21 protein-coding genes are annotated in these 23,068 nt (G+C 69.0%); 9 read left to right on the top strand and 12 right to left on the bottom strand.

The features are described 5' to 3' along the window. Positions 1-27: 27 nt before the first annotated feature. From E6C64_RS11890 to E6C64_RS11900, 3 genes are all read left to right on the top strand, one after another. Complete coding sequence (locus E6C64_RS11890; RefSeq protein WP_438941859.1) at positions 28-1,449, top strand: rhamnulokinase; 1,422 nt, start codon at positions 28-30, stop codon at positions 1,447-1,449. Positions 1,450-1,585: 136 nt separating this feature from the next. Then, positions 1,586-2,239: a GntR family transcriptional regulator gene (locus tag E6C64_RS11895; protein WP_136427734.1), complete on the top strand. Its 654-nt coding sequence runs from the start codon at positions 1,586-1,588 to the stop codon at positions 2,237-2,239. Positions 2,240-2,321: 82 nt separating this feature from the next. Next, on the top strand, positions 2,322-3,566 hold the full coding sequence (locus E6C64_RS11900) for an alpha-hydroxy acid oxidase (RefSeq protein ID WP_136427735.1): 1,245 nt from the start codon (positions 2,322-2,324) through the stop codon (positions 3,564-3,566). Positions 3,567-3,678: 112 nt separating this feature from the next. Here the strand turns inward: E6C64_RS11900 and E6C64_RS11905 are convergent, their stop codons facing one another. The 11 genes from E6C64_RS11905 to E6C64_RS11955 form a co-directional block, all read right to left on the bottom strand. Continuing rightward, the gene (locus E6C64_RS11905; protein ID WP_136427736.1) at positions 3,679-4,422 is read right to left on the bottom strand and encodes an ABC transporter ATP-binding protein; all 744 of its coding nucleotides are present in this window, start codon (positions 4,420-4,422) and stop codon (positions 3,679-3,681) included. Beyond that, positions 4,409-5,173, bottom strand: coding sequence for an ABC transporter ATP-binding protein (locus E6C64_RS11910; protein WP_136427737.1), 765 nt, complete (start codon positions 5,171-5,173; stop codon positions 4,409-4,411). The genes E6C64_RS11905 and E6C64_RS11910 overlap by 14 nt, the downstream gene beginning before the upstream one ends. A gap of 103 nt (positions 5,174-5,276) precedes the next feature. Beyond that, complete coding sequence (locus E6C64_RS11915) at positions 5,277-6,521, bottom strand: ABC transporter substrate-binding protein (protein WP_136427738.1); 1,245 nt, start codon at positions 6,519-6,521, stop codon at positions 5,277-5,279. Continuing rightward, positions 6,518-7,633 (bottom strand): branched-chain amino acid ABC transporter permease, encoded by a 1,116-nt coding sequence (locus tag E6C64_RS11920; protein ID WP_136427739.1) that lies wholly within the window; start codon positions 7,631-7,633, stop codon positions 6,518-6,520. The genes E6C64_RS11915 and E6C64_RS11920 overlap by 4 nt, the downstream gene beginning before the upstream one ends. Further along, positions 7,630-8,490: a branched-chain amino acid ABC transporter permease gene (locus E6C64_RS11925; RefSeq protein ID WP_136427740.1), complete on the bottom strand. Its 861-nt coding sequence runs from the start codon at positions 8,488-8,490 to the stop codon at positions 7,630-7,632. Before E6C64_RS11925 ends, E6C64_RS11920 begins: the two co-directional genes overlap by 4 nt. Positions 8,491-8,811: 321 nt before the next feature. Next, complete coding sequence (locus E6C64_RS11930) at positions 8,812-9,486, bottom strand: GntR family transcriptional regulator (RefSeq protein WP_158437850.1); 675 nt, start codon at positions 9,484-9,486, stop codon at positions 8,812-8,814. Positions 9,487-9,545: 59 nt separating this feature from the next. After that, a complete protein-coding gene (locus E6C64_RS11935; protein WP_136427742.1) occupies positions 9,546-10,463 on the bottom strand; it encodes a creatininase family protein in 918 nt (305 codons plus the stop codon). Continuing rightward, on the bottom strand, positions 10,460-11,713 hold the full coding sequence (locus tag E6C64_RS11940; RefSeq protein ID WP_158437851.1) for a Tm-1-like ATP-binding domain-containing protein: 1,254 nt from the start codon (positions 11,711-11,713) through the stop codon (positions 10,460-10,462). Before E6C64_RS11940 ends, E6C64_RS11935 begins: the two co-directional genes overlap by 4 nt. Before the next feature lie 32 nt (positions 11,714-11,745). Further along, complete coding sequence (locus tag E6C64_RS11945; RefSeq protein ID WP_136427744.1) at positions 11,746-12,636, bottom strand: sugar phosphate isomerase/epimerase family protein; 891 nt, start codon at positions 12,634-12,636, stop codon at positions 11,746-11,748. A gap of 108 nt (positions 12,637-12,744) precedes the next feature. After that, positions 12,745-14,217 (bottom strand): FAD-binding oxidoreductase, encoded by a 1,473-nt coding sequence (locus E6C64_RS11950; RefSeq protein WP_136427745.1) that lies wholly within the window; start codon positions 14,215-14,217, stop codon positions 12,745-12,747. Positions 14,218-14,365: 148 nt separating this feature from the next. Continuing rightward, a complete protein-coding gene (locus tag E6C64_RS11955) occupies positions 14,366-15,151 on the bottom strand; it encodes an SDR family oxidoreductase (RefSeq protein WP_136427746.1) in 786 nt (261 codons plus the stop codon). 100 nt (positions 15,152-15,251) lie between these two features. Between E6C64_RS11955 and E6C64_RS11960 the strand changes: the two genes are divergently transcribed. The 6 genes from E6C64_RS11960 to E6C64_RS11985 all read left to right on the top strand — a co-directional run bounded on the left by E6C64_RS11960 (position 15,252) and on the right by E6C64_RS11985 (position 21,584). Beyond that, on the top strand, positions 15,252-16,436 hold the full coding sequence (locus E6C64_RS11960) for a sensor histidine kinase (protein ID WP_136427747.1): 1,185 nt from the start codon (positions 15,252-15,254) through the stop codon (positions 16,434-16,436). After that, positions 16,433-17,527, top strand: coding sequence for a hypothetical protein (locus tag E6C64_RS11965; protein WP_136427748.1), 1,095 nt, complete (start codon positions 16,433-16,435; stop codon positions 17,525-17,527). The genes E6C64_RS11960 and E6C64_RS11965 overlap by 4 nt, the downstream gene beginning before the upstream one ends. Before the next feature lie 59 nt (positions 17,528-17,586). Further along, a complete protein-coding gene (locus E6C64_RS11970) occupies positions 17,587-18,024 on the top strand; it encodes an Lrp/AsnC family transcriptional regulator (protein WP_136427749.1) in 438 nt (145 codons plus the stop codon). Continuing rightward, complete coding sequence (locus E6C64_RS11975; RefSeq protein ID WP_136427750.1) at positions 18,021-18,398, top strand: GntR family transcriptional regulator; 378 nt, start codon at positions 18,021-18,023, stop codon at positions 18,396-18,398. Before E6C64_RS11970 ends, E6C64_RS11975 begins: the two co-directional genes overlap by 4 nt. A 90-nt stretch (positions 18,399-18,488) precedes the next feature. After that, positions 18,489-20,084: a phytoene desaturase family protein gene (locus E6C64_RS11980; protein ID WP_136427751.1), complete on the top strand. Its 1,596-nt coding sequence runs from the start codon at positions 18,489-18,491 to the stop codon at positions 20,082-20,084. Positions 20,085-20,210: 126 nt separating this feature from the next. Continuing rightward, on the top strand, positions 20,211-21,584 hold the full coding sequence (locus tag E6C64_RS11985; protein WP_136427752.1) for an FAD-binding oxidoreductase: 1,374 nt from the start codon (positions 20,211-20,213) through the stop codon (positions 21,582-21,584). Positions 21,585-21,760: 176 nt separating this feature from the next. Here E6C64_RS11985 and E6C64_RS11990 read toward each other — a convergent pair whose 3' ends face one another. Further along, positions 21,761-22,885 carry a DNA-3-methyladenine glycosylase family protein gene (locus E6C64_RS11990; protein ID WP_199241030.1) on the bottom strand — a complete coding sequence of 375 codons (1,125 nt, stop codon included), beginning with the start codon at positions 22,883-22,885 and terminating at the stop codon, positions 21,761-21,763. Positions 22,886-23,068 lie beyond the last annotated feature (183 nt).

A 23,068-nucleotide genomic window follows, 5' to 3' on the forward strand; every position in this document is an offset into this window, starting at 1 on the left:
GAACCAGCTCTGGTTCGGAGGGCGTCGGTGACGAGGCCCACAGTCCGGGTGGCCGCGATCGATCTGGGCGCGACGAGTGGCCGGGTGATGACCGGACTCATCGGTCCCGGTGTCTTCGAGCTCGAGACCGTCGCGCGGTTCCCGAACGATCCCGTGCGCACCATCGACGGGCTGCATTGGGACATCCTCAGCCTGTACCGCCACGCGCTCGCGGGACTCGCGACGGCGGCGCGCACCGGCCGCATCGACAGCGTCGGCATCGATTCCTGGGCCGTCGACTACGCGCTTCTGCGCGGGAACAGGATGCTCGGCAACCCGTTCCACTACCGCGACGAGCGGACGGCGGATGGAGTGGCCGCGGTGCATGCCGTCGTTCCCGCCGACGACCTCTACCAGCTCAACGGACTGCAGCACCTCCCCTTCAACACGCTCTTCCAGCTCGCCACCGAGCAGCTCGACGGCGCCGAGTCGGCCCTGCTCATCCCCGATCTGCTCGCCTACTGGCTGACCGGACGGGTGGTCGCCGAGCGCACCAACGCCTCGACCACCGGCCTGCTCGATCCGCGGACCGGCGCCTGGCACGCCGAGCTGCTCGAGCGACTCGCGATCCCGAGCGAGGTCCTGCCAGAGCTCGTCGACGCCGGATCGACCATCGGCGAGCTGCTGCCGTCCGTGGCGACGGAGATCGGCGGTCACGGGATCGGATCGGTCACCGCCGTCGGCTCGCACGACACCGCCTCCGCCGTGGTCGCCGTGCCCGCCACCACCCCCGACTTCGCCTACATCAGCGCCGGCACGTGGGGACTCGTCGGAGTGGAGCTCGAAGCACCGGAGCTCAGCGAGGCCGGACGCGTCGCGGGCTTCACCAACGAAGGCGGCGTCGACGGGCGGATCCGCTACCTGCACAACGTGATGGGCCTCTGGCTGCTCACCGAGACGGTGCGCCAGTGGGAGCGCGACGGGACCATCATCGACCTGCCCGCACTGCTCGCCGAGGCAGCAGCCGTCACCGAGCCAGTCGCGGTCTTCGACGCGAACGACCCCGAGTTTCTGCCGCCCGGCGGCATGGCGACGAGGATCGCGGCGCACTGCGCGGCTCGCGGACTGCCCGCCGCGTCGACCCGCGCGGCCTTCGCCCGCAGCATCGTCGAGAGCCTCGCCACCGCCTTCGCGGATGCCGTGAGCACCGCATCGGAGCTGTCGGGCAGGAGCGTCGGCGTCATCCACATCGTCGGCGGCGGCTCGCTCAACGAGCTGCTCTGCCAGCTCACCGCCGATCGCTCGGGCCGGCCCGTCCTCGCCGGCCCGGTCGAGGCCACGGCCATCGGCAACATGCTCGTACAGGCCAGAGCGCTCGGCGCCCTCGGCGAGCACGACGTCGACCTCGAGACCCTTCGCCGCCTGGTCGCCACGGCCTTCCCGCCACGCCTCTACTCCCCCCGCCCCTGACTCTTCCTACGTTCCGGCCCGATGTGCACGAAATTCCGTGCACATCGGCCGGTTTCGAACGTATGCTGATTGAGATCCTGTTTGATCTGCCAGGCAATCCCGGATATTGTCAGACAATGATTGGCGAGGTGATTCGATGAGCGGCGAAGCCGCCGTCCTCGGCGACTCGGTTGCAGCAGAGCTCCGCACGTCGATCGTCGACCAGACGGACGCCCCCGGATCCACGATCACCGAAGCCGCCGTTGCCGTTCGATTCGGCGTCGCCCGGCCCACCGCCCGGATGGCCATCGACCGCCTCGTCGCCGAAGGCCTGCTGCGACGTGAGCCGCATCACGCCGCGAAGGTGCCGGTGCTGAGCCGCGAGGACATCACCGATCTCTACGACAGCCGCGCCACCGTCGAAGGCGCGGCGGTCGGCTCGCTCGCACGGTCCGGCACCATCCCGGCCGAGGCCCTCGCCGCGCATCGCGCAATCCAGGCGATGCACGCCGGAGATACCTTCGCTCACGAGGACATCGCCTTCCACCGCGCCCTGGTGAACGGTCAGCCGAGCGGCCGCCTCGCCCGGATGCACGGGCTGCTGATGGGCGAGATCGAGCTCTGCATCGGACAGGTGCAGAGCTACTCGCTGCTCGACCCGCAGGAGATCGCCGCGCAGCACCAGGCCATCCTGACCGCAGTGATCGCCGGCGATGCGGCCCAGTCGGAGCAGCTGACCCGGGCGCACATTTCGTACTCCCGCGACCGCCTGCTCGCCCACTACGACTCCACCCACCCCTCGCCGCGGTAGAAGCAGGTTCGCCGCTACGGAAAGTTCCGCAGCGGGGAGCCACTTTCTCCCGCGGGGACACCCAGAAGAAGGACCGACCGCAATGGTGCAACGCAGAATCCCCAAGGTGCGCGACCTCGCGCCTCTGATGAAGTTCAAGAAGCCGACTCTCGACGCGAGGAAGCGCCGCCTGCAGGAGGCGTACACGATCTACGACCTGCGCGCGATCGCCAAGCGCCGGACCCCGACGGCCGCATTCGACTACACCGACGGCTCGGCCGATCAGGAGCTGTCGATCACCCGCGCACGTCAGGCGTTCGAGGACGTCGAGTTCCACCCGTCGATCCTGCGCGACGTCTCGTCGGTGTCCACGGGATGGGATGTGCTCGGCGCGCCCGTCGCCCTGCCGTTCGGCATCGCGCCCACCGGCTTCACCCGGATGATGCAGACCGAGGGCGAGGTCGCGGGTGCGGGCGCCGCCGCGGCTGCCGGCATCCCGTTCTCCCTCTCCACGATGGGCACGAGCTCGATCGAGGACGTCGCCAGGGCGGGAGCGGGCGGACGCAACTGGTTCCAGCTCTACATGTGGAAGGACCGCGACCGCTCGATGGCGCTCGTGGATCGCGCCGCGGAGGCGGGATTCGACACCCTTCTGGTGACCGTGGACGTCCCGGTCGCCGGTGCGCGCCTGCGCGACTCGCGCAACGGCATGACCATCCCGCCGACGCTCACGCCGAAGACGGTTCTCAACGCGATCCCGCGCCCCGAGTGGTGGATCAACTTCCTCACCACCGAGCCGCTCGCGTTCGCCTCGCTCGACCGCTGGTCCGGCACCGTCGCGCAGCTGCTCGACACCATGTTCGACCCGACAGTGACGTTCGACGACCTCGCCTGGATCAAGGACCAGTGGCCCGGCAAGCTCGTCGTCAAGGGCGTGCAGAACGTCGACGACGCCAAGCGCCTGGCCGGCATGGGCGTGGATGCGGTGCTGCTCTCCAATCACGGCGGACGTCAGCTCGACCGTGCGCCGATCCCCTTCCACCTCCTGCCCGAGGTCGTCCGCGAGGTCGGGATGGACACCGAGGTGCACGTCGACACGGGCATCATGTCGGGCTCGGACATCGTCGCCAGCATCGCGATGGGCGCGCGGTTCACCCTCGTGGGCCGGGCCTACCTCTACGGGCTCATGGCCGGAGGCCGCGAGGGCGTCGACCGCACGATCGAGATCCTGCGCGCCCAGGTGGTGCGCACGATGAAGCTGCTCGGCGTGAACAGCCTGGAGGAGCTCAACCCGAGCCACGTCACCCAGCTCGAGCGCCTGGGCCCTCGCCCGGTCAGCACCCGCTAGCCCACGACGTTCGGCCACCTTTTGGTACGTTCGGCCACCTTTCGAAAGGTGGCCGAACGACCCTGAAGGTGGCCGAGCCAGGCGGAAAGGTGGCCGAACCGAGAGGTGAACCTCAGACGACGCCGAGGTAGCGGGCCTGAACCTCGGGATCGTTGGCGATGACCTGGGAGGGCAGGTCCGCCGCGATCCGCCCGTTGACCATCACGAGGATCCGATCGCAGAGCTCGGTCGCGAAGCGCAGGTTCTGCTCGATGAGCAGCACGGACTGCCCCTCGGCGACGACGGAGCGCAGCACCTGCGACACGTGGTCGACCACGGCCGGCGCGAGGCCCTCGGACGGCTCGTCCATCACGACGAGCCGCGGATTGGTGAGCAGGGCGCGGGCGATGGCGAGCATCTGCTGCTCGCCCCCCGAGAGGTCTCCCCCGCCGTTGCGCTTCCGCTCGGCCAGCCGCGGGAAGAGGTCGTAGACGCTCGACACGTTCCAGCGATCCGTCTTCTTGGCTCCCACCATCGTCAGGTGCTCGTGTACGGTCAGCGACGGGAAGATCCGCCTGCCCTGCGGCACGTATCCGATGCCCGCCCGGGTGATCTGGTACGGCTGGCGCCCCTGGATGGACTTGCCCTCGAACTCGATGGTGCCGCTGCTCGGCAGGAACCCCGCGATGGCCTTGACGAGGGTCGTCTTGCCCATTCCGTTGCGACCCACCATTCCGACGGGCTCCGAGCCCATCTCGAATGAGACGTCCTGGAGCACGTGCACGCGCCCGTAGGACACGTCGAGTCCTTCGATCCGCAGTCCGCCGGAGCTGCGAGTCTCGGGGCGGCCGGGCAGGACGGTGTCAGGCTGCGTCATCGATGCTTCCTCCGAGGTAGATCTCGCGCACGCGCTCACTGGCGCGGATGTCGGCCGGGCTGCCCTCGAGGATCTTCTCGCCGTCGTGCATGACGACGACGCGATCGGCGACGGCGAGCGCGATGTCCATGTCGTGCTCGATCAGCAGCAGGGTGATGTCTCGGGGAAGGTCCCGGAGCAGCGCGGACAGGTGCTGCCGCTCGGCGGGCGAGAATCCGGCGGCCGGCTCGTCGAGCATGAGCAGCTTCGGCTGGAGGGCGAGCGCCATGGCGAGCTCGAGCTGGCGCTGCTCGCCGTGGCTCAGATCGGCGACGATCATCGGTCCGCGGCCGCTGAGTCCGACCCGATCGAGCAGCTCCTCGACGCGCAGCCAGCGTTCAGGAGTGCGCCGCGAGGACCGCAGCAGATGGCCGGAGAACTCCGTGCCGCCGAGGGCGACGTACACGTTCTCCGCCGAGGTGAGGCCCTCGAAGAGCCTCGAAGTCTGGAAGGTGCGGGCGAGGCCGCGCTTGGCCCGCGCCGCAGTGGGGAGTCGGGTGGCGTCCTCGCCGAACAGCTCGATGGTGCCGGAAGTGACGGGGAAGACGCCCGCGATCGCGTTGAAGAGCGTCGACTTGCCCGCGCCGTTGGTGCCGATGACGCTGATCCGCTCACCCCAGGCGATATCGAGGCTCACCCCTTTGATCGCGCGCACGCCGCCGAAGGTCTTCGAGACGTCGAGCGCGCGCAGGGCGTGGGTCGAGTCGGGCATCGGGGCTCCTCGGGTCAGTACGGCGGCGGTACGAAGTGGACAGGGATTCCGTGGCCGGTCCGGCTGTCGCCGGACCGGCCACGGATTGAGTCACCGCTGGTTGCTAGCTGGGGCAGGACTCGAAGCGGTCGTAGACCGTCGTGCCCTGCTTCACTCCCTTGTCCTCGCTGATCGTCACCGTGCCGAGGGTTCCGTCATCGTTCGCCTGAACCTCGGTGATGAAGTTGTCGACGATGCCCTGGTTGTTCTTGTCCAGGGTGATGTTGCCGGTCGGGCTGTCCCAGTCGAGGCTCTTCAGAGCATCGCGCAGGGTCTCCTGGCCGTCGCCCAGCTCGCCGTCGGTCGCCTTGAGACCCAGGTAGAGCGACTTGAACGAGTTGTAGTAGAGCAGCGAGAAGATGTTCGGCGTCGGGATCTCGGTCAGGAACTGGTTCCATTCCGGGGTGTCGTAGCCGCTTCCGGGGACGGGTCCGCCGGTGATCGTGCCGATCGCCGCGTCACGGATGTTGGCATCGCCGCCGAGAGCGGTCGGGTCGACCGCGATCGAGCCGCCGACGAGGGGCTTGGTGAGCCCGTTCGTCACCGCCTGCGACAGGAAGCTCGCCGCGTCCGCACCGCCGAGGCCGACGTAGACCGCATCGACATCACGCGGGATCTGACTGATGATCGTCGCGTAGTCGGTGGTGCCCACCGGCACCCAGCTGAAGCCGGTCAGGTCGCCGCCCGCAGCGCAGAACTCCGAGAAGAATCCGCCGGCGTTGTCGTAGGGGAACGAGTAGTCCTCCGCGACGCCGTAGATCTTCTTGTAGCCCTTCTCGTTGTAGGCGTAGTCACCCACCCCACCCATCCACATGGCCGAGTCGCCGTGGAAGCGGAAGAAGTTGGTAGCCCCCTCCAGTGTCTGGCTCACGGGGCTCGCCGAGCCGTTGACGAAGGTGACGTCGGGCACCGTGAGCGCGTACTGCGTCACCGTCTCGCCCTCGTCGCCCGAGACCGGACCGAGAACGATGTCGACGCCGTCGTTCTCCACGAGCTTCTTGACCTTGGTCTGGGCGGAACTCGAGGTCCCGTCCGTTCCCTCGTAGACGAATTCGAGCTTCTTGCCGCCGATCGTGTCGCCCTCTGCCTTCAGGACGGCATTGATCGCCTCTTTGGCGGCGTCCATGCCGAATGCCAGGTTGCCCGTGTCGGTCGCGAGCACGCCGATGGTGATGGTGTCGTCGCCTGCGGCTTCTCCGCCTCCGCCCCCTTCGCTGCCGGTGTCGCTTCCGCGACAGGCTGCGAGTGAGAGCAGGAGCACAGAGCCGATCGCGGCCGCGGTGATGACGCGGCTGTTCCTCAGCTTCATTGCTGGTTTCCTTTCTGGATTGCGGACTCCGCGGGCACAGGCGCCTGCGGTTCTTGGTGCTCGGGTGGCGGAGGCGCGGCGCGATCGCGTCGCTTCCGGATCGCCCGTGTGACCTGCCCGCCGACGCCCGCGAGACCCGCGGGCGCGAAGAGCAGGACGACGATGAAGATGACCCCGGTGAGGGTCTGGTAGCGCTCGGTGAAGTCCTGAGCGAAGTTGTCGAGGAGCGCGAGCACGACGGCTCCGAGGAACACGCCGCCGAGCGATCCGACTCCGCCGACGACCGCCGCGATGAGCACGTCGAGGGTGGAGCCGAGGCTGACCACGTCGGGATCGACCTGGCTGCGGTCGAAGACGAGGATCATCCCTCCGACCGACGCGACGAAGGCCGCGAAGGTCACGGCGGCGACCCGATAGCGGTTCACCCGATAGCCGAGGGCCGCCATCCGATCCGGGCTGTCGCGGATCCCCTGCAGCGCGAAGCCGAACGAGGTGTTCGCGAGGTAGTGGCAGAGCAGGTAGAGCAGGACGACCGCGAGAAGCGCCGCGTAGTAGAAGACCTCGAGGGTGCGGAAGTCGACGAAACCGTAGTCCTCGCGGAGGATCGGCGAGAGGCCCCGACGCGCTCCCGTGACCTCGATCGCCTGGGATGCGTAGGAGAAGAAGACCTGGCCGATGGCGAGGGTGATCATCAGGAAGTAGATGGCCTTGGTGCGCACGGCGATGAGCGCCACCAGGAACCCGGCGAGGGTGCCGATCAGGATTCCGATCGGGATGGACAGCAGGTAGGGCAGGCCGAGCGTCACGGAGAAGTAGCCGACCCCATAGGCGGCGATGCCGGCGAAGGTGACCTGGGCGAGCGAGAGCAGGCCCACGTACTTGTTGAGGAAGACGAGGCTCATGGCGATGGTGCCGAGCCACAGGGTCCGGATGCCGATGTTGGGGATCCAGAACCTCGGCCGATCCACCAGCCAGGGGAACAGCACGGCGAATGCGACGACCAGGCCGACCAGCACCCAGCGGTTGCGCACCCAGAGGATGGGCCGACGCTTCGACGCCGGCGACGACGGCGTGGTGGTGATCGGCTCGCCCTTGTTCGGCAGGGTGCTCATACGGCCCTCCCGAGGATGCCCTGGGGCCGGAAGGCTAGAACGAACACCATGAGCGCGAAGGTGAGCACGGTGGCGTACGTGGGGGCGAAGACGAGGCCGAACTGCGAGACCAGACCCACCAGTGCAGCTCCGATGGCCGCTCCCGGAATGCTGCCCATGCCGCCGACGATGACGACCACGAGCGAGAACAGCAGGTAGGTGCCGTCCTGACCGGGCAGCAGGGGGAACAGCGATCCGCCGACGACGCCGGCGAAGGCGGCCAGCGCGGACCCGACGACGAAGACGACGGCGAACACGACCCGGACATTGACCCCCGTCGCCGAGGTCATGGCGCTGTCATCGACGCCGGCCCGCACGATGGAGCCCGCCCGTGTCCTGTTGATGACGAGCCACATGACCACGCCGATGACGACGGCGAGCACCAGGATGATCAGTCGGATCGCCGGATAGCGATCGCCAGACGGGAGCGTGAGCGCGGTCTGCCACTCGGCGGGGATCGGAACCTGGGTCGCGGTGCCGCCGAACGCGGCGAACATCAGGTCGGTGCCGATCAGGGAGACGCCGAGGGTGATCAGCGCGACGCGCAGATCGTCGTCCTGGAATCGCCGGATGAGCACCTGGTGGATGAAGAGACCGAGCAGCCCGACGGCCACTGCCGCCCCCAGCGCGCCGAGGAGCCAGTTGCCGCTCGCTCGGGCGATGGAGTAGCCGATGTACCCGCCGAGCAGGTAGCTCGTGCCGTGCGCCATGGTGATGACGCGCATGAGACCGAAGATCAGCGTGAGGCCGGAGGCCACCAGGAAGTAGATCGATCCGAGGGTGAGGCCGTTGAGCGCCACGAGCAGGAACTGATCCATCGCCTTCGCTCCACATCGTCGTGAGGAATCCGCGCTCGCCATCTTCGGCGACCGTCATTCAGTGCTGGACACTTTTGTGTATCCAGACTTGTATACACGCATCGTAGGATATGGATCACGGGCCGGATGTGTCAATCACACGCGGCTGTGCGGGATGCGAACGTCGCGTCGGAAGGGTCCGACTCGGCAGAGGATTCCGTCAGCCGTCTGCGTCTAGTCGGCATCGAGATGACGCACACCGCCCGTCAGGCCGCCCCATGACGGCGGTTCGGGTCGACTCGCGGAGGGGCGACCACCCCAGCGTCGCGACGGACGCTCCGGCTAATCCTCGCCCAGGATGAGTGCGGCGGCCTCGAACATGTCGATCATCCGCTGGCGCATGTGATCGATGTGCTCCTCGACGGCCGGGCCGATGGCGGCGTAGTCCTTCGCGACCATGGCCGCGGTGAGCGCCTCGTGCTCTCGCGAGCACTCGAGCAGCCGGCCCTGCGTCGACGAACCGCGGATCCAGAAGCGCTGCACCCGGCGACGGGTCTCCTTGACGGTCTCGGCCACCAGCTGGTTGCCCGCGATGGTGTTCACGATGCGGTGGAAGGCGAGGTCGGCCGAAGCCCAGCTCGTGCGGTCCCCCGCCTCCGCGGCGGCCTTCATCGTCTCGATGTTCTCGTGCAGGCGCTGGATGTCGTGCTCGTCGAGCTTGGATGCCGCCTTGACGCAGATGTAGGTGTCGAGCACCTGGAGCAGATCGCAGGCGTCGTTGACCTCGGCGACGGAGAGCTGGGAGACGGCGAAGCGGGCGCTGTCGGTCCGCTTGACCAGGCCCTCCTTCTCCAGGCGCTGGAGCGCCTCGCGCACCGGGGTGCGGGAGATGCCGAGCTGGGAGGCGATCCGGTTCTCGGACAGGGCGGCGCCGGAGCGCAGCCGGAATCCCGTGATCTCGGCAAGCAGCCAGTCGTACGCGTCGTTGACGCGTGACCCCGAGTCCGCGATGGTCACGGGCACCCCCTCTCGCTCACGTCAGGGAGAACTATAAGCCGCCGTTGTTTCGCATTCCGTCACAGCACCCGGTCGACGAATTCTCGGGTGTGCACGTTGACCGGCACCTTCTCGAGCTCGAGGATGCCGCGCGCCACGTGCTCGCTGAGCCGACGGAACGCCTCCTCGCCCTTCTCGGCCGTGGCCCGCATCGGATTGCCGATGATGCCGTTCTCGACGAACTCGTGGTGGTCCATCGGGAAGGTGAAGTACTGGTAGCCCTCGAACTCGGCGTCGGGCATGCCGTCGTCCTTGCTGAACGCCTTGGGCAGGAACGCGGGGATGTGCGCGCGGGTGTCGACAGCGCGCTCCATCCGCACGAGATCGGGGTTCCAGGCGAGATCCTGACTGGTCTCCAGCTCGCTGGAGTGCCAGCCGGGCGTCTCCTCGGGCGGGTTCTCGAGGATCCCCTTCAGGATCCCCTCGTAGCGCTCCATGTACGGCTTCACGAACGCGATCAGCGCACCCGTGTCGTAGCGGAGCTTGCGCAGGGCCGGATCGACGACCTTGACGTTCGACCCGTGGCCGTTGACGAAGATGATCCGGCTGAAGCCATGGTGGATGAGGCTCCGCGCGATGTCGTTCATCAGGCCGAGCAGCACGCTGCTGCGGACCGTGATGGTGCCGCGACCCTCCCCCACCCCGTACATGTGCTGGGGCGAGTAGCCGGTCCAGATCGGCGGGGTGTGCAGCACGCCGATCTCCTCGGAGATGCGCTCGGCGATCTCGACCGCCGTGATGGTGTCGGTGTAGAGCGGCAGGTGCGGCCCGTGCTGCTCCGTGCTGGCCATCGGCACGAGCACGGTGTCCTTGGTGGTCAGGTACTCGCCGATGTCGACATAGGAGAGATGCGCGAGGTTCCACGAGCGGAACTTGGCGCGGAACTCGTCGTCGCCGGTCGTGAGCCGGTTGATCACGCGGTTCGGGCGGTCGGTCATGCGAGGACTTCCTTCTGATGGTGAGCGTGCGGTGACGGATCGAGCAGGTCGGAGAAGAGGTCGGCGCAGAGGCGGCCGAGCTCGGGATCGTTGATGTGCAGGTCGACGACGTCGACGGGGATGTCGGGACGGAGCAGCCGCTGCACCTCGGCACGGAATGCCGCATCGCCCTCGGGGTCCCAGAACGGGCCTCCGGGGTGACTCGGCGCGGAGAGACCGCGCGTGGGCAGCACCACCCGCAGCGGACCGGTCGACTCGTTGAGCCGACCGGCGAAGATGCCGGCGATGGTCAGCATCTCCTCACGGGTGGAGCGGACGAGGGTGTACTCCGGGTTGTGGTCGTAGATGGGCCGACTGCGCATCGACTCGGGCACGGAGCCGGCTGCCCAGACCGAGAAGTCGACGCAGCCCGGCACCACGACCTGTGGCAGACCCAGCCGGCCGATGGTGCGCAGCCGATCCGGTCCGCCGTCGTGGATGCCTCCGGTCAGCGGGTCGGTGATCTCGTTGGTCGTGAAGTCGACGGCGCCGATGAACTGGCCCGCCTCGGCGAGCTCCTCCATCGCCGGACCGCCCACGCCGTTCGAGTGGAAGACGACCGTCTCGAAGCCGAGCTCGCCGAGCCGATCGCGCATCGCCCCGACCGCGGTCGTGGTGTTGCCGAGCATGGTCGTCGCGACGTAGCGCACCGATCCGCTGCGCGCGGGCAGCGGATGGCCGGACAGCAGCATCCCGGACATGGCCGCCGCCACGTTGTCGAACACCGTCGTCGCGATCGGGTTGAGGCCCAATATGTCGACGATGGAATGCACGACCATGACGTCCTTGAGCCCGACGTACGGCGCGAACTCGTGGTGACCGGAAGCGGTCGGCGCGACCACGATCTTGGGCACGCCGACCGGAAGCGTCTGGATCGCCGCGGCGCCCATGACCGATCCGACCCCGCCGACGCTGATCCCGCCGTCGACCTCCCCGCGTGCATACAGCTCGCGGACGAGATCGCTGACCAGCACCCGCATGATCTCGACCGCCTTGCCCCGCGACCCCGCGTTCTGCAGCTGGTCGAGGGTCATCCCGCCGCGCTCCGCGAGCTGCTGGTGGCTGACGTCGGGCACGATGCCGACGGGCTCGCCGAGGATGCCGGAGTCCACGACCACCACGCCCATGCCGAGGGAGATCAGACGGTCGCGCAGATACGCGATCTCGGGCCCCTTGGTGTCGAGCGTCGCGACGATGACGACAGTGCTCACGGCCGGCCTCCCACGACTTCCCGCTCCGCCGCTCAGGTGAGCGGGAGGAGGGTCTCCGAGTTCACCTTGACCAGCCAGTCGTAGTACTCCTCGGTGAGGATCGACGAGCCGTGGTCGATGATGAACTTCAGCTGCTCCTCGTCGATCTCGATGCCCTCGAAGTTCGTCTCGAGGGCGTTCGGGTACTTGTTCGCCGGCGTCCTGTCGACGGGGGCGACGAACTCCGCCGTCAGAGCGCCGTCGTAGCCGATCTCCTTGAGCACGCCGACGAGGGCGGGCCAGTCGTAGTCGCCGTAGCCGGCGGGCATGCGGTTGTTGTCCGCGACGTGGAAGTCGACGAGCCGGTCGCCCACGAGCCGGATCGCATCGTGGATGTTCGACTCCTCGATGTTGATGTGGAACGCGTCGAGCACGACGCCCAGGTTCGGGCCGACCGCGTCGCACAGCGCGAGCGCCTGCTCCGCTCGGGTGATCAGATAGGACTCGAACCGGTTGAGCGGCTCGATCCCGACGTGCACGCCCTTCGCCTCGGCGACCTCGTAGATCTCCTTGACGCCGTCGACGAGCCAGCCCCACTCGTTCTCGGGGGTGGAATCCGGCGCGATCTTGCCGACGGTGCCGGGCACGAGGGTGAGGATCTGGCCGTTCAGATCGTGCACCAGCTGGATGCAGTCCTTGACGTACTGCACGCTGGCCGCGCGCTTGGCCTCATCCGCGCTCTGCAGATTGCGCTTGTCGACCATCAGGGTCACCGAGCCCCAGCATTCGAGGCCGTAGTGGTCGAGCAGACCGCGCACGTGCTTCGCGTCGTACTTCTCGGGCTCGCCGCTGATCTCGATGCTCTTGTAGCCGTACTTGGCCAGTCGGGCGATCGTGGTCTCGATCGGCTCCTGCCGCATCCAGTTGTGCATCGAAAGATGCATGACACTCTCCTTTGAGGTTCGGCACCAGCGTGCCACTGTTGGGGGTTTCGGGTGTGGTCTGTCGTGCGGTCTGCTCGGAGGCGGCGCTTCGATCCAGCCGTGGGTCGGCTAGCGGCCGCCGCGGGGAGCGCCGAAGCCGAGCTTGCCGGGGTTCATGATCCCGTCGGGATCCCAGGCGTCCTTGATGCCCTGGATGAGCGGGAACGCGGTGCCGTACTGCGGGCGCATGAACCTTCCGAGCTTCATGCCGACCCCGTGGTGGTCGTTGATCGTGCCGCCGTTCGCGAGCGCCTCGGCGACCCCCACGTTCCAGAGCTCGTCGTGCAGCGCCATCGCCTCGGCGGGATCGGTGGGCGGCTCGTCGACATAGAAGCGGTCGTAGATCATGGCGCCCCAGTCGTACCAGTGCGACAGATGCGCGGTGTAGCGGGCGCCGTACTCGGCGAAGCGCTCCTCGATGGCCTTCTTGCGCGCCCGGTAGATCTTCGGGATGGCGGTGAACCGCGCGACCGTGTCGAGGGTCCCGTAGAGCAGCGGCGGCTGGGGCAGCTTGCCCTTGGCGTAGGGCTCGTACTTGCCGTCCCACCAGATCCGGCCGACGTCGGGACCGAGCGAGGTGCCGCCGGCCTTCTCGGCGAGCGCCGTGATCGCCGCCATCTCGTAGTCGACGAGGCGCTGATCGCCGTCGCACATCAGCACCATGAGCGTGCCGGTGAACGGGGTGCCGACCCAGTCGCGCAGCTTGAGGCTGTCCGCTTCGTCGTAGAGCCGGATCACCGACGGCCGCAGCCGGCTGGTCATGATCAGCCGGCCGGCCTCTATGCCGGCGAAGATGTCGGGGAAGCTGAAGCTGAGGAAGCCGCGAGCGGCCGGCAACGGGTCCACCCGGAGCGCGACCTGGGTGATGACCCCGAGGGTCCCCTCCGACCCCACGAAGGTCTGCAGCAGGTCCGGTCCCGCGGCGTGGCTCGGCACGGTCAGGGTGTTCACGATGATTCCGGGCGGCACGACCGCCTCGAGCTGGAGGACCTGGTCCTCCGCCTTGCCGTACTTGGTCGAGACGACGCCGGAGCCGCGGGCGGCGACGAAGCCGCCGACGGTGGCGCCCAGGTGATACGACCCTGGATAGTGCGCCTGGGTCAAGCCTCTGGCATTGAGCGCGGCTTCGAGCGTGGGCCCGTCAATGCCCGCGCCGACGGTGACGACGAGGCTCTCCTCGTCGAGCTCCACGATGCTGTTCAGCCGGGTCAGGTCGAGCGAGATCCCGCCGTACGGCGCGAGGGTCCCGCCCTGGGTGCCGGATCCGCCGCCGCGCGGAACCACCGGGATGCGGAACTCGGAGGCGATCCGCACCACCTCGGCGACCTCTGCGGTGTTCGCGGGGGCGACGGAGTAGTCGGCGCTCGGCAGATCGAGCTCGCGGTACTGGAGGTACTTCGCCATCCAGGACCAGTCGGCGGCCTGCTCCTGGAGGACCGATGGATCGGTCGTCACATGCTCGGGCCCGACGACCGCGGCGAGCTCGCGGGCGATGTGTCCACGCAGGAAGGCGGAGCCGCTCACAGCATCGGCTGACGTCACGGGATGTCCTCTCCGAGGTCGGCGTCACGTCGAGGCTGATCGTCTTCGACCTTGTATCCGTACCTGTATACAAGTCAGAACACTAACGATCGTCCCGCGGGGATGTCAACACGACCCGGGGCGAATGCAGCGGATCGCACCCCGACGCTCAGCGCGTGAGCCAGCCGCCGTCCACCGGCAGCACGACGCCGCTCACATAGGCGCTCGCCGGACTGCTGAGGAAGACGAGCGAGCCGGCCAGATCGGCCGGCTCGCCCCAGCGACCCGCGGGGATCCGTTCGACGAACCGACGGCTCACCGCGTCGTCAGAGTGCGAGGCGACCGTCAGGTCGGTTCGGATGTAGCCCGGGGCGATGGCATTGACGGTCACACCGCGATCGGTCCACTCGTTCGCCAGGGCATGCACGATGCCGGCGATGCCCGACTTAGCGGCGGCGTAGCTCACCACGTTGCGGCCGCCCTGGAACGTCATCATCGAGCCGACGAACACGATCCGGCCCCAGCCGCGATCCAGCATGTGCCGGCCGAAGTCCCGCGACAGCAGGCCGGGCGCGCGCAGATCGACGTCGAGCACCTCATCCCAGCCGGCGTCGGAGTGCCGCTCCGCCGGCTCGCGGTGCGCTATCCCCGCACTGTTGACGAGGATGTCGACCTCCACGCCGGCGCGGTCGACACGCTCCGCGAGGTGGGCGACGGCTGCGCGATCGGACAGGTCGCAGGCGAGCGGGACGAACGCGCCGCCGGAGGCTGTCACGGCTTCGCCGATCTCCCCCATGGCCTCCTCGGTACGCGCGACGCCGACAACCCGCGCGCCCGCTGCGGCCAGCGCGGCGACGGCACCCGCCCCGATCCCCCGACTCGCCCCGGTGACGAGGGCTGTGCGCCCGGCGAGGTCGAAGAGCTGGCTGGAAGAAGAGGGGATCGGCGCCGACATGCGGTCAGCGTACGTGCCAGCGATCTGGGATCCGGACGGTTCCCCGGCGGACGCGCGCCGGGGTACGGCGGGACGGGCTGCCCGCGGCTACCCTGACTGGATGACCGCGGTGCCGCTCGAAGAAGCGCTCGAGCGCCGCGCGGCCGCCGACGCGATCCGCAGCGCGGTCGCCACCTGGTCGATCGTCATGCTGTCGATCACCTTCGCGATCGCCGCCTCGGTCACGGCGGTGGCCGGCCTGTCGTATGTCGCACTCGCACTCGCAAGCGTCGCGTTGATCGCCAGCCCGTGCGTGCTGCTGCTGCGCCGGGTGCGCTCCCCCAGCATCCGGCTGATCATCGGCCTGCTCAGCGTGATCGGGCTGATCGGCTTCGTGTCGGGGACCCAGAGCTTCAACGGCGCAGGCGAGGCGCAGCCCGACTACATCATCACTCTCGCTTCGGCGGCCTTCGTCACGATCAACGGCAGCGTGACCTGGCGCGCGGTCCCGCTCCTCGCCATCCCCGTCCTGTACGCGCTGACCGTGTTCATTCCCCTCGTGTTCGTCGTCTGGCCGAACGACGTGCCATGGCGCTTCGACCTCTTCACCGCCATCGCCGCCGTCACGCTCCTCGTCGTGGTCGTGGTGGTCCGCGCCAGTCGGCAGCGCTCGCAGGCCGCCTTCGACGCGGTCACCGAGGTGCGCCTGCAGGTCGAACAGGGCGCCCACCGCAGCCAGCTCGAGAGCCGGGCGTCGGCCATCGTGCACGACACCGTGCTGAACGAGCTCGCCGTCCTCGCCACAACTCCCCCGGGACCGCTGCGTCCCGAGGTGCGTCGGCAGCTGCAGTCGAGTCTCAGTCACCTCAGCCGCGAGGATTGGCTGCTCGGTCCCGCGCCATCCGATGAGGCGACTCACGGCGGATTGGACGACCTCATCGACCGCTGCCGCGCACGGGGCCTCGAGGTCTCCGTCTCGGGCGAGCGAGGACTGCTGACCGCGCTCTCGGGCCCGGTCGTCGCCGAGCTGCTGAGAGCCGTCGAGCAGTGCCTCACCAACGTCCTCAAGCACTCCGGCGAGACCACGGCCGAAGTAGTGGTGCTCGGCTCTGCCGACGAGGTCTCGGTCATGGTCATCGACGACGGGGTCGGCTTCGTCGAGCCGACCGACCCCGGCGACCGGATCGGCTTGCGGGCCTCGGTCAAGACGCGGCTGGAGGAGCTCGGCGGCAGTGCCCAGATCTGGTCGACGCCGGGGGCCGGCACCTCCGTCGTGCTCACCGTGCCGGGAGAACCCGCGCGATGAGCATCCCCGAGCGCACCGTCCAGGTCCTCTCACCCGTGTCCGGGGTGGTGGCGCACCGGATCGCCATCGGCGGCGGCGTGCTCGGTGTCGCGGCGGCGGTCGTGCTCACCTTCCAGGGCATCGATCAGATCCACAGCTTCCCCCTCGCCATGCTGGGACTGGTCGCCATCACCGCGTCAGCGGTCTACTTCGGCATCGCCGCCAGCCCGTTCCGTGCGCCGTTCACGCGCCTGGACCACGCGGTCGTCGCATCGCTCGGTCTGGGAGCGGTGGCGCTCAACGCCGGCAGCCAGCTGGGCACGAACACGATCATCCGCGACGACTGGGGACCGCCGGCGCTCGCTCTGGTCCTGCTCGGCGTCGGCATCTTCCGGCCCACGATCGAGCTGATCGTCTGCTCGGCCATCTCGTGCACGGTCATCGCGTCGATCGCGGTCCTCGAGTCGTCCTCTTTCACCTCCCGGCTGCCGCTGGTGACCTACGCCCTCGTCGCCATCACACCGGTGCTCGCCATGGGCGTGAGCACTGCCGTGCTCTCATCGGCGTTCTTCCGCGCCTACGAGCGGTATGCGGCCATCGGCGCCGACGGGCCCGAGCTGCGCGCGGCCGTCGAAGCCACCGTGCGCGAACGTCGGCTGGAGGCGCTCGGCGATGAGGTCCTGCCGTTCCTCACCTCGGTGGTCGAATCAGGGGTGCTCACCGAACGCGACAGCCTGCGGGCGCGACGGCTCGCCAGCGAACTGCGCGCCGTCACGGTGGCGCAGCTCGACGAGAGCTGGATCGACGAGCTCGGCATCGAGGTGCACGATCCGTCGCGATCCGCCGAGCGCATGTCCGGCGAGCAGCGCTCCGCGATCCGCGGACTGGTGCAGACCGCGGTGGATCCCGACGTCGCGGCGCGGGCATCCATGCGGCTCACCGACCACGACCGGGCCATCGTGGGCACCCTCGTCCTGGAGAGACGCGACGGCGAGCGCCTCGACCGCGGCGAGCTGGCTCCGTACATCGCCATGGTGCGGACGTTCTTCCCGACGGTGCGCACCGAGGTCCGCGGGGGAACCCTGCGCGTGATCTTCGCCTACGACGCCTGAGACGCAACTAAACGACGCGATCGGTCGATCTGCGCACGGATCGCGCGTTAGATTCAGCCGTGGACAACATCGACTACCGGATCCTCGACCTGCTGCGCCTCAACGCCCGATCCGGCTACGGCGACATCGGAGACGTGGTCGGCCTCTCCGCCTCCGCGGTGAAGCGGCGGGTGGACAGGCTCGTCGCCGACGGGGTGATCCGGGCGTTCACCATCCAGGTCGATCCCGAGATCGACGGCGCCAGCACCGAGGCATACGTCGAGCTGTTCTGCCGCGGCACGGTGGCCCCCGCAGAGCTCAAGCGCATCCTGTCGGGCATCCCCGAAGTGGTCGACGCCGGCACGGTGACAGGGAGTGCGGATGCCATCGTGCATATGCGCAGCCGGGACATCCCGAGCCTCGAGCTTGCTCTCGAGCGAGTGCGGATCGCTCCGAACGTCGACCACACCCGCAGCGCCATCGTGCTCTCGCGACTCATCCATCGGCGCGCCGAATGAGCGACCACGAGAGTCTGCGGCTCGCCGTGGATCCGACATCCTCGACGGCACCGTTCCTGCAGATCCGCGAGGAGCTGCGTCGGCAGATCGTGCAGGGCGAGCTGCCGTTCGGCACCCGGCTTCCGGCTGTCCGCGCGCTTGCCGAGCGGCTTGACGTGGCCGCGGGCACCGTCGCCCGGGCGTACAAGGAGCTCGAAGCCGACGAGCTCCTCGCGACCAATGGGCGCAACGGCACGACGGTCGCCGCCGTCGGGGATGCACTCGAGCGCCAGGGCAGGCTGGCGGCGCAGGCGTTCGCGGCACGCGTCACCGAGCTGGGCCTCTCCCCCGAGACCGCCCTCGACTACGTCCGTGCCGCTCTCCCCGCTCCCTGACGCCATCGGGGCGCCGAATCGCCGGATTCGGCTCTCGCGGGTCCGATCTGCGAGCCGAAGGCGGCAACTCGGCGTGGCTAGGCTCGGCTGATGGGAGTTCCGGCACGGGCTGATGTCGTCATCGTCGGAGGCGGGCACAACGCGCTCGTGGCCGCCGCGTATCTCGCGAAGGCGGGGCGTTCGGTCGTCGTGCTCGAGCGCGAGGACCACGTCGGCGGGGCCGCCGTGTCCGAGGCTCCGTTCCCGGGTGTCGACGCCCGCCTGTCGCGGTACTCCTATCTCGTCAGCCTGCTGCCGCAGCGGATCATCGACGACCTCGGGCTGGATGTCCGCCTCATTCGGCGGCGCTACTCCTCGTACACGCCCGACCCGTCGACGGACGGGGCGACCGGACTGCTGATCGACACCGGCGATGACACGGCGACCGCGGCTTCCTTCGCCCGCATCGGCGCCGAATCCGATGCGTCCGCCTTCGCCGACTTCTATCAGGACAGCTCGGCTCTCGCTGCGGTGGTCTTCCCGTCCCTGCTCGAGCCGCTCCGCACGCGCGCCGAGCTGCGTGCCGCGCTCATCGCCGGCAGCGGCGGCGCCCGGATCTGGGACGACTTCATCGAGCGTCCGATCGGGCGGACCATCGAGCGGCGATTCGCCTCCGACCTGGTCCGGGGAGTCGTCTTCACCGATGGCGTGATCGGCACGTTCGCCGATGCCGACGATCTGCTCGCCAACCGCTGCCTGCTGCTGCACGTCATCGGCGGGGGAACCGGAGACTGGGATGTGCCGATCGGCGGGATGGGTGCCGTCTCGGGAGCGCTCGGGGCCGCCGCTCGTGCTGCCGGAGCGGTGATCGCGACCGGCGTGGCCGTCACGTCGGTGGATCCGAGCGGGTCGGTGCGATGGAGCTCGCGGACAGAGCCCGCACTGAACGGCGAGGTCGAAGCGGAGGTCATCCTCAGCGGCGTCGCTCCCTACGTGCTCGAAGGGCTGCTCGCCGCGGCCGATGCGGCGCCCGGGCCCGCGATCCCGCGCCCTGAGGGGGCTCAGGTGAAGGTGAACCTCGTGCTGAGCCGCCTTCCGCGCCTGCGCGATCCGCGGGTCGCTCCGGAGCAGGCGTTCGCCGGCACGTTCCACATCGGCGAGAGCTATTCCGCGATCGGGCACGCCTTCGCCGAGGCGGCAGCCGGGCGGGTCCCCCATCGGCTGCCGGTGGAGGTCTACTGCCACACGCTCAGCGACCGCTCCATCCTCGGACCGGAGCTCGCCGCGAGTGATGCGCAGACCCTCACCCTGTTCGGGCTGCACACCCCGCACCGTCTGGCGGCCGGGCGCCATCCCGACGAATACCGCTCGGAGCTGCAGGCCGCAGCGATCCGCGCGCTCGACTCGGTGCTCGCGGAGCCCATCGAGTCGCTGCTGCTGACGGACGCCGACGGCCGGCCGTGCATCGAGACGAAGACGACACTCGACCTGGAGGAGGGCCTCAATCTCACCGGCGGCAGCATCTTCCACGGAGACCTGTCCTGGCCGTTCCTCGAAGACGACGACTCGGTCCTGACACCTGCGGAGCGCTGGGGTGTGGCCACCCGGCACCCGCGGATCCTGCTCTGCGGTTCAGGAGCTCGACGCGGCGGAGCGGTCAGCGGCATCGGCGGCCACAACGCCGCCATGGCCGTCCTCGAGGCCTGATCCGCCGAACCGATCAGAGGCCGTCCGAGGCATCCGTCCTGTCCATCTCGGGCAGGAGATGAACACTGCGTCTCGTCGCTCTCGCCGGATGCTTGGGCGCAGGTGCGACCAGCTATCCTCAGCCCTATGGCGGCGCCCCTTCCCTCGACGGCCATCGTCGAGCTGAGGGATGCCATCGCCGGAGCCGTGTTCGCGCGCGGCGATGAGGGTCTCGCTGACGAGGCCGCCTGCTTCAACACCGCGGTGGTGCACGACCCCGATGTCGTCGTCGGCGCGGTCTCCAGGGACGATGTGATCGAGGCGGTGTCGTTCGCCGCCTACTTCGGACTCCCGGTGTTCGTGCAGGCGACAGGTCACGGTGCGTTCGCGCCGATCACCGAGGGTCTGCTGATCACCACCCAGCGGCTGGGCGGCGTGCGGATCGACCGGCGCAGTCGGATCGCCACGATCGGCGCGGGCACCCGGTGGGGCGCCGTCGTGGAGCAGGCCGCCCGCTACGGGCTGACACCGGTCACCGGGTCCTCGACCAATGTGGGCGCCGTCGGATACACCCTGGGCGGCGGGCTCGGTCCGCTCTCGCGGACCTACGGCTTCACGGCCGACTGGGCGCGCGGCTTCACCGTGGTGACCGCAGACGGGCGCGAGGTGCGCGCCTCCGCCGACGAGAACGCCGACCTGTTCTGGGCCCTGCGCGGCGGCAAGGTCGGCCTCGGCGTCGTCATCGACATGGACCTCGAGCTCATCCCGCTCACCAAGGTCTACGGCGGCGGCCTCTTCTTCGACACGACGCACATCGAGCGGGCCATGCGGGCATGGGTCGACTGGGTGCACACCGTTCCCGACACCGTCACCTCCTCGATCGCGCTGGTGCGCTTCCCGCCCATCGACGAGGTCCCGGAGGCTCTCCGCGGCAGGTTCGCGCTCCACCTCCGGTACGCGTTCGTCGGCGAGGCCGAGGAGGGCGAGCGCATCCTCGCACCCATGCGCAACGCGGCTCCGGCCTTCGTCGACCTGGTCGGCGAGCTGCCGACGACGGCCATCGGCTCGATCCACGACGACGCCGACCAGCCCGGCCCCGCCTGGGATCGCGGCATGCAGCTCGACGACATCGATCAGGACTTCGTGACGGCGTTCCTCGAGCGAGCCGGCGCCGGAGCCGATGTGCCCTTCATCGCCATCGAGATCCGGCACATCGGCGGCGGCGCCACCTCGACGTCGCCCTCGGGAGACGATGCGGTCGGCGGGCGGCTCTCGCCGTTCATCCTGGTCATGATCGGCGTCCCCGTGCCGGAGCTGTTCGATGAGGTCCTGCCGCAGAGCTCCGATCGCATCGTCGAGGGCATCGAGCCGTGGATCGCCGAGGAGACCAACATCAACTTCCTCGGCCATGTGGCGTCGACCCAGCAGTTCGCGAGCGCGTGGCCAGCGGACGCCTTCGACCGCCTGGCCCGCACCCGCACCACCTGGGACCCGGAGCGCCTCTTCGCCCTCGGCCCCTGACCGACAACCCCTGACCCTTACCTACGTTCCGGCCGAGTGTGCTTAAAATTGCGTAGGTATCTGCCGATTTCGTGCACACGATCGGTTCGTGCGGACGAGCTGGCCGGTAGCGGCCTACCTACAAATCCGGCGGATGTGCACGAAATTACGTAGGTATCGAGCCGGAACGTAAGAATTCAGTGGTTGCGGTGGTCCTGGATGGTCATCCGCGGACCGAATCGGGGCTTGCGGAAGCCGCTCGCGTGGATGATGCGGACCACCCGGTGGCGGTGCCCCCTCCATGGCTCGAGGAGCTCGAGCATGCCGTCATCGTCGATCGGCTTGCCGATCAGTGCCCAGCCGACGGTGTCGTGCACGTGGTAGTCGCCGACGCTCACGGCGTCGGCGTCGCCATGCGAGCGCTGCCGTGTCTCGGCGGCAGTCCACACGCCGACACCCGAGACGCTGCGGAGCCGGCGCTCCACCTCGGGTCCCCCGCGGCCTAGCTCGAGGGTGCGCTCGAGGCCGCGCGCCACCTTGGCCGCCTCGACGCAGGTGCGCGACCGCTTCGGGTCGACGCCAGCCCGATGGAAGTCCCACGATGGGATCATCCGCCATGCATCCGGTGACGGCGCCACCCTCATCCCTGCCGGTGCTGGGCCAGGGGCGGCAGTGCCATGGCCGCGCACGAGGACGCGCCACGACTGACGCGCCTCCTTGCTCGTGACCTTCTGCTCGAGGATCGAGGCGACGAGCATCTCGAACACGAGGGAGATGCGTCCGAGCCGCAGCCCGGGGAGTCGGCGGTGCGCTTCGGCGAGGAAGGGATGGGCCGACGGATCGAAGTCGTCGAGCTCGTCGCCGGCACCGAGCAGCTGCGGCACCCCGTCGATCGCCCATTCCGCCCCGGCGCCCCACGCCCGCGCGACGACCTCGCCGCGGGCGCGCTGGGCGAGGTGCAGCGTGGCAGGACCGAGCGGAGTGAGCAGCGTCTTCCAGACGCCGGGTGCACCGAACTTCCCCTCCCGATCCCACTGCAGAGTCGGATCGCCCACGCCCCGGGAGTAGTCGCCCATGGCCCGCGCGAGCTCGAGCGGGAAGTCCGGCGTCCAGGTCGTCGTGACCACGCCTTCCGCGGGCCCGGCCGACTCGGCATCCGTGAGCGCGGCAAGACTGATGGGCGACTCTGCGGCCTGCCCTGTCACGGGGTGCGCGACGTGCTGGGCCGGCTCCGGGACCAGCGACGTCTCGAGGCGCTCCGCGGCATCGAGGGACTCCGCGGGGTCGGTCTGCGACGTCTCGCTCGCCAGCGTCGTACTCATTCCACCCCCACACCGGCTCACCCCGTCCGGTGCGGACAATGCTACGTCGGCGCTCCGACAGGCGCGTCGCCGACGAGGCCCATCCGTCTACTCCTCGAACCTGAGGAGCCCGTCGATGTTCCGGACATCGGCCACGAGTAGCGTGACGGAACACGCGCGGAGAGAACCGCGCTCGCGAACGAG

This window comes from Naasia lichenicola (assembly GCF_004801885.1).
GTDB classification, from domain to species: domain Bacteria; phylum Actinomycetota; class Actinomycetes; order Actinomycetales; family Microbacteriaceae; genus Naasia; species Naasia lichenicola.

Coding starts and splice junctions, on each gene's coding strand:
- E6C64_RS11895 (WP_136427734.1), top strand. CDS start 1,586: ATGAGCGGCGAAGCCGCCGTCCTCGGCGACTCGGTTGCAGCAGAGCTC.
- E6C64_RS11900 (WP_136427735.1), top strand. CDS start 2,322: ATGGTGCAACGCAGAATCCCCAAGGTGCGCGACCTCGCGCCTCTGATG.
- E6C64_RS11905 (WP_136427736.1), bottom strand. CDS start 4,422: ATGACGCAGCCTGACACCGTCCTGCCCGGCCGCCCCGAGACTCGCAGC.
- E6C64_RS11910 (WP_136427737.1), bottom strand. CDS start 5,173: ATGCCCGACTCGACCCACGCCCTGCGCGCGCTCGACGTCTCGAAGACC.
- E6C64_RS11915 (WP_136427738.1), bottom strand. CDS start 6,521: ATGAAGCTGAGGAACAGCCGCGTCATCACCGCGGCCGCGATCGGCTCT.
- E6C64_RS11920 (WP_136427739.1), bottom strand. CDS start 7,633: ATGAGCACCCTGCCGAACAAGGGCGAGCCGATCACCACCACGCCGTCG.
- E6C64_RS11925 (WP_136427740.1), bottom strand. CDS start 8,490: ATGGATCAGTTCCTGCTCGTGGCGCTCAACGGCCTCACCCTCGGATCG.
- E6C64_RS11935 (WP_136427742.1), bottom strand. CDS start 10,463: ATGACCGACCGCCCGAACCGCGTGATCAACCGGCTCACGACCGGCGAC.
- E6C64_RS11945 (WP_136427744.1), bottom strand. CDS start 12,636: ATGCATCTTTCGATGCACAACTGGATGCGGCAGGAGCCGATCGAGACC.
- E6C64_RS11955 (WP_136427746.1), bottom strand. CDS start 15,151: ATGTCGGCGCCGATCCCCTCTTCTTCCAGCCAGCTCTTCGACCTCGCC.
- E6C64_RS11960 (WP_136427747.1), top strand. CDS start 15,252: ATGACCGCGGTGCCGCTCGAAGAAGCGCTCGAGCGCCGCGCGGCCGCC.
- E6C64_RS11965 (WP_136427748.1), top strand. CDS start 16,433: ATGAGCATCCCCGAGCGCACCGTCCAGGTCCTCTCACCCGTGTCCGGG.
- E6C64_RS11975 (WP_136427750.1), top strand. CDS start 18,021: ATGAGCGACCACGAGAGTCTGCGGCTCGCCGTGGATCCGACATCCTCG.
- E6C64_RS11980 (WP_136427751.1), top strand. CDS start 18,489: ATGGGAGTTCCGGCACGGGCTGATGTCGTCATCGTCGGAGGCGGGCAC.
- E6C64_RS11985 (WP_136427752.1), top strand. CDS start 20,211: ATGGCGGCGCCCCTTCCCTCGACGGCCATCGTCGAGCTGAGGGATGCC.
- E6C64_RS11990 (WP_199241030.1), bottom strand. CDS start 22,885: ATGAGTACGACGCTGGCGAGCGAGACGTCGCAGACCGACCCCGCGGAG.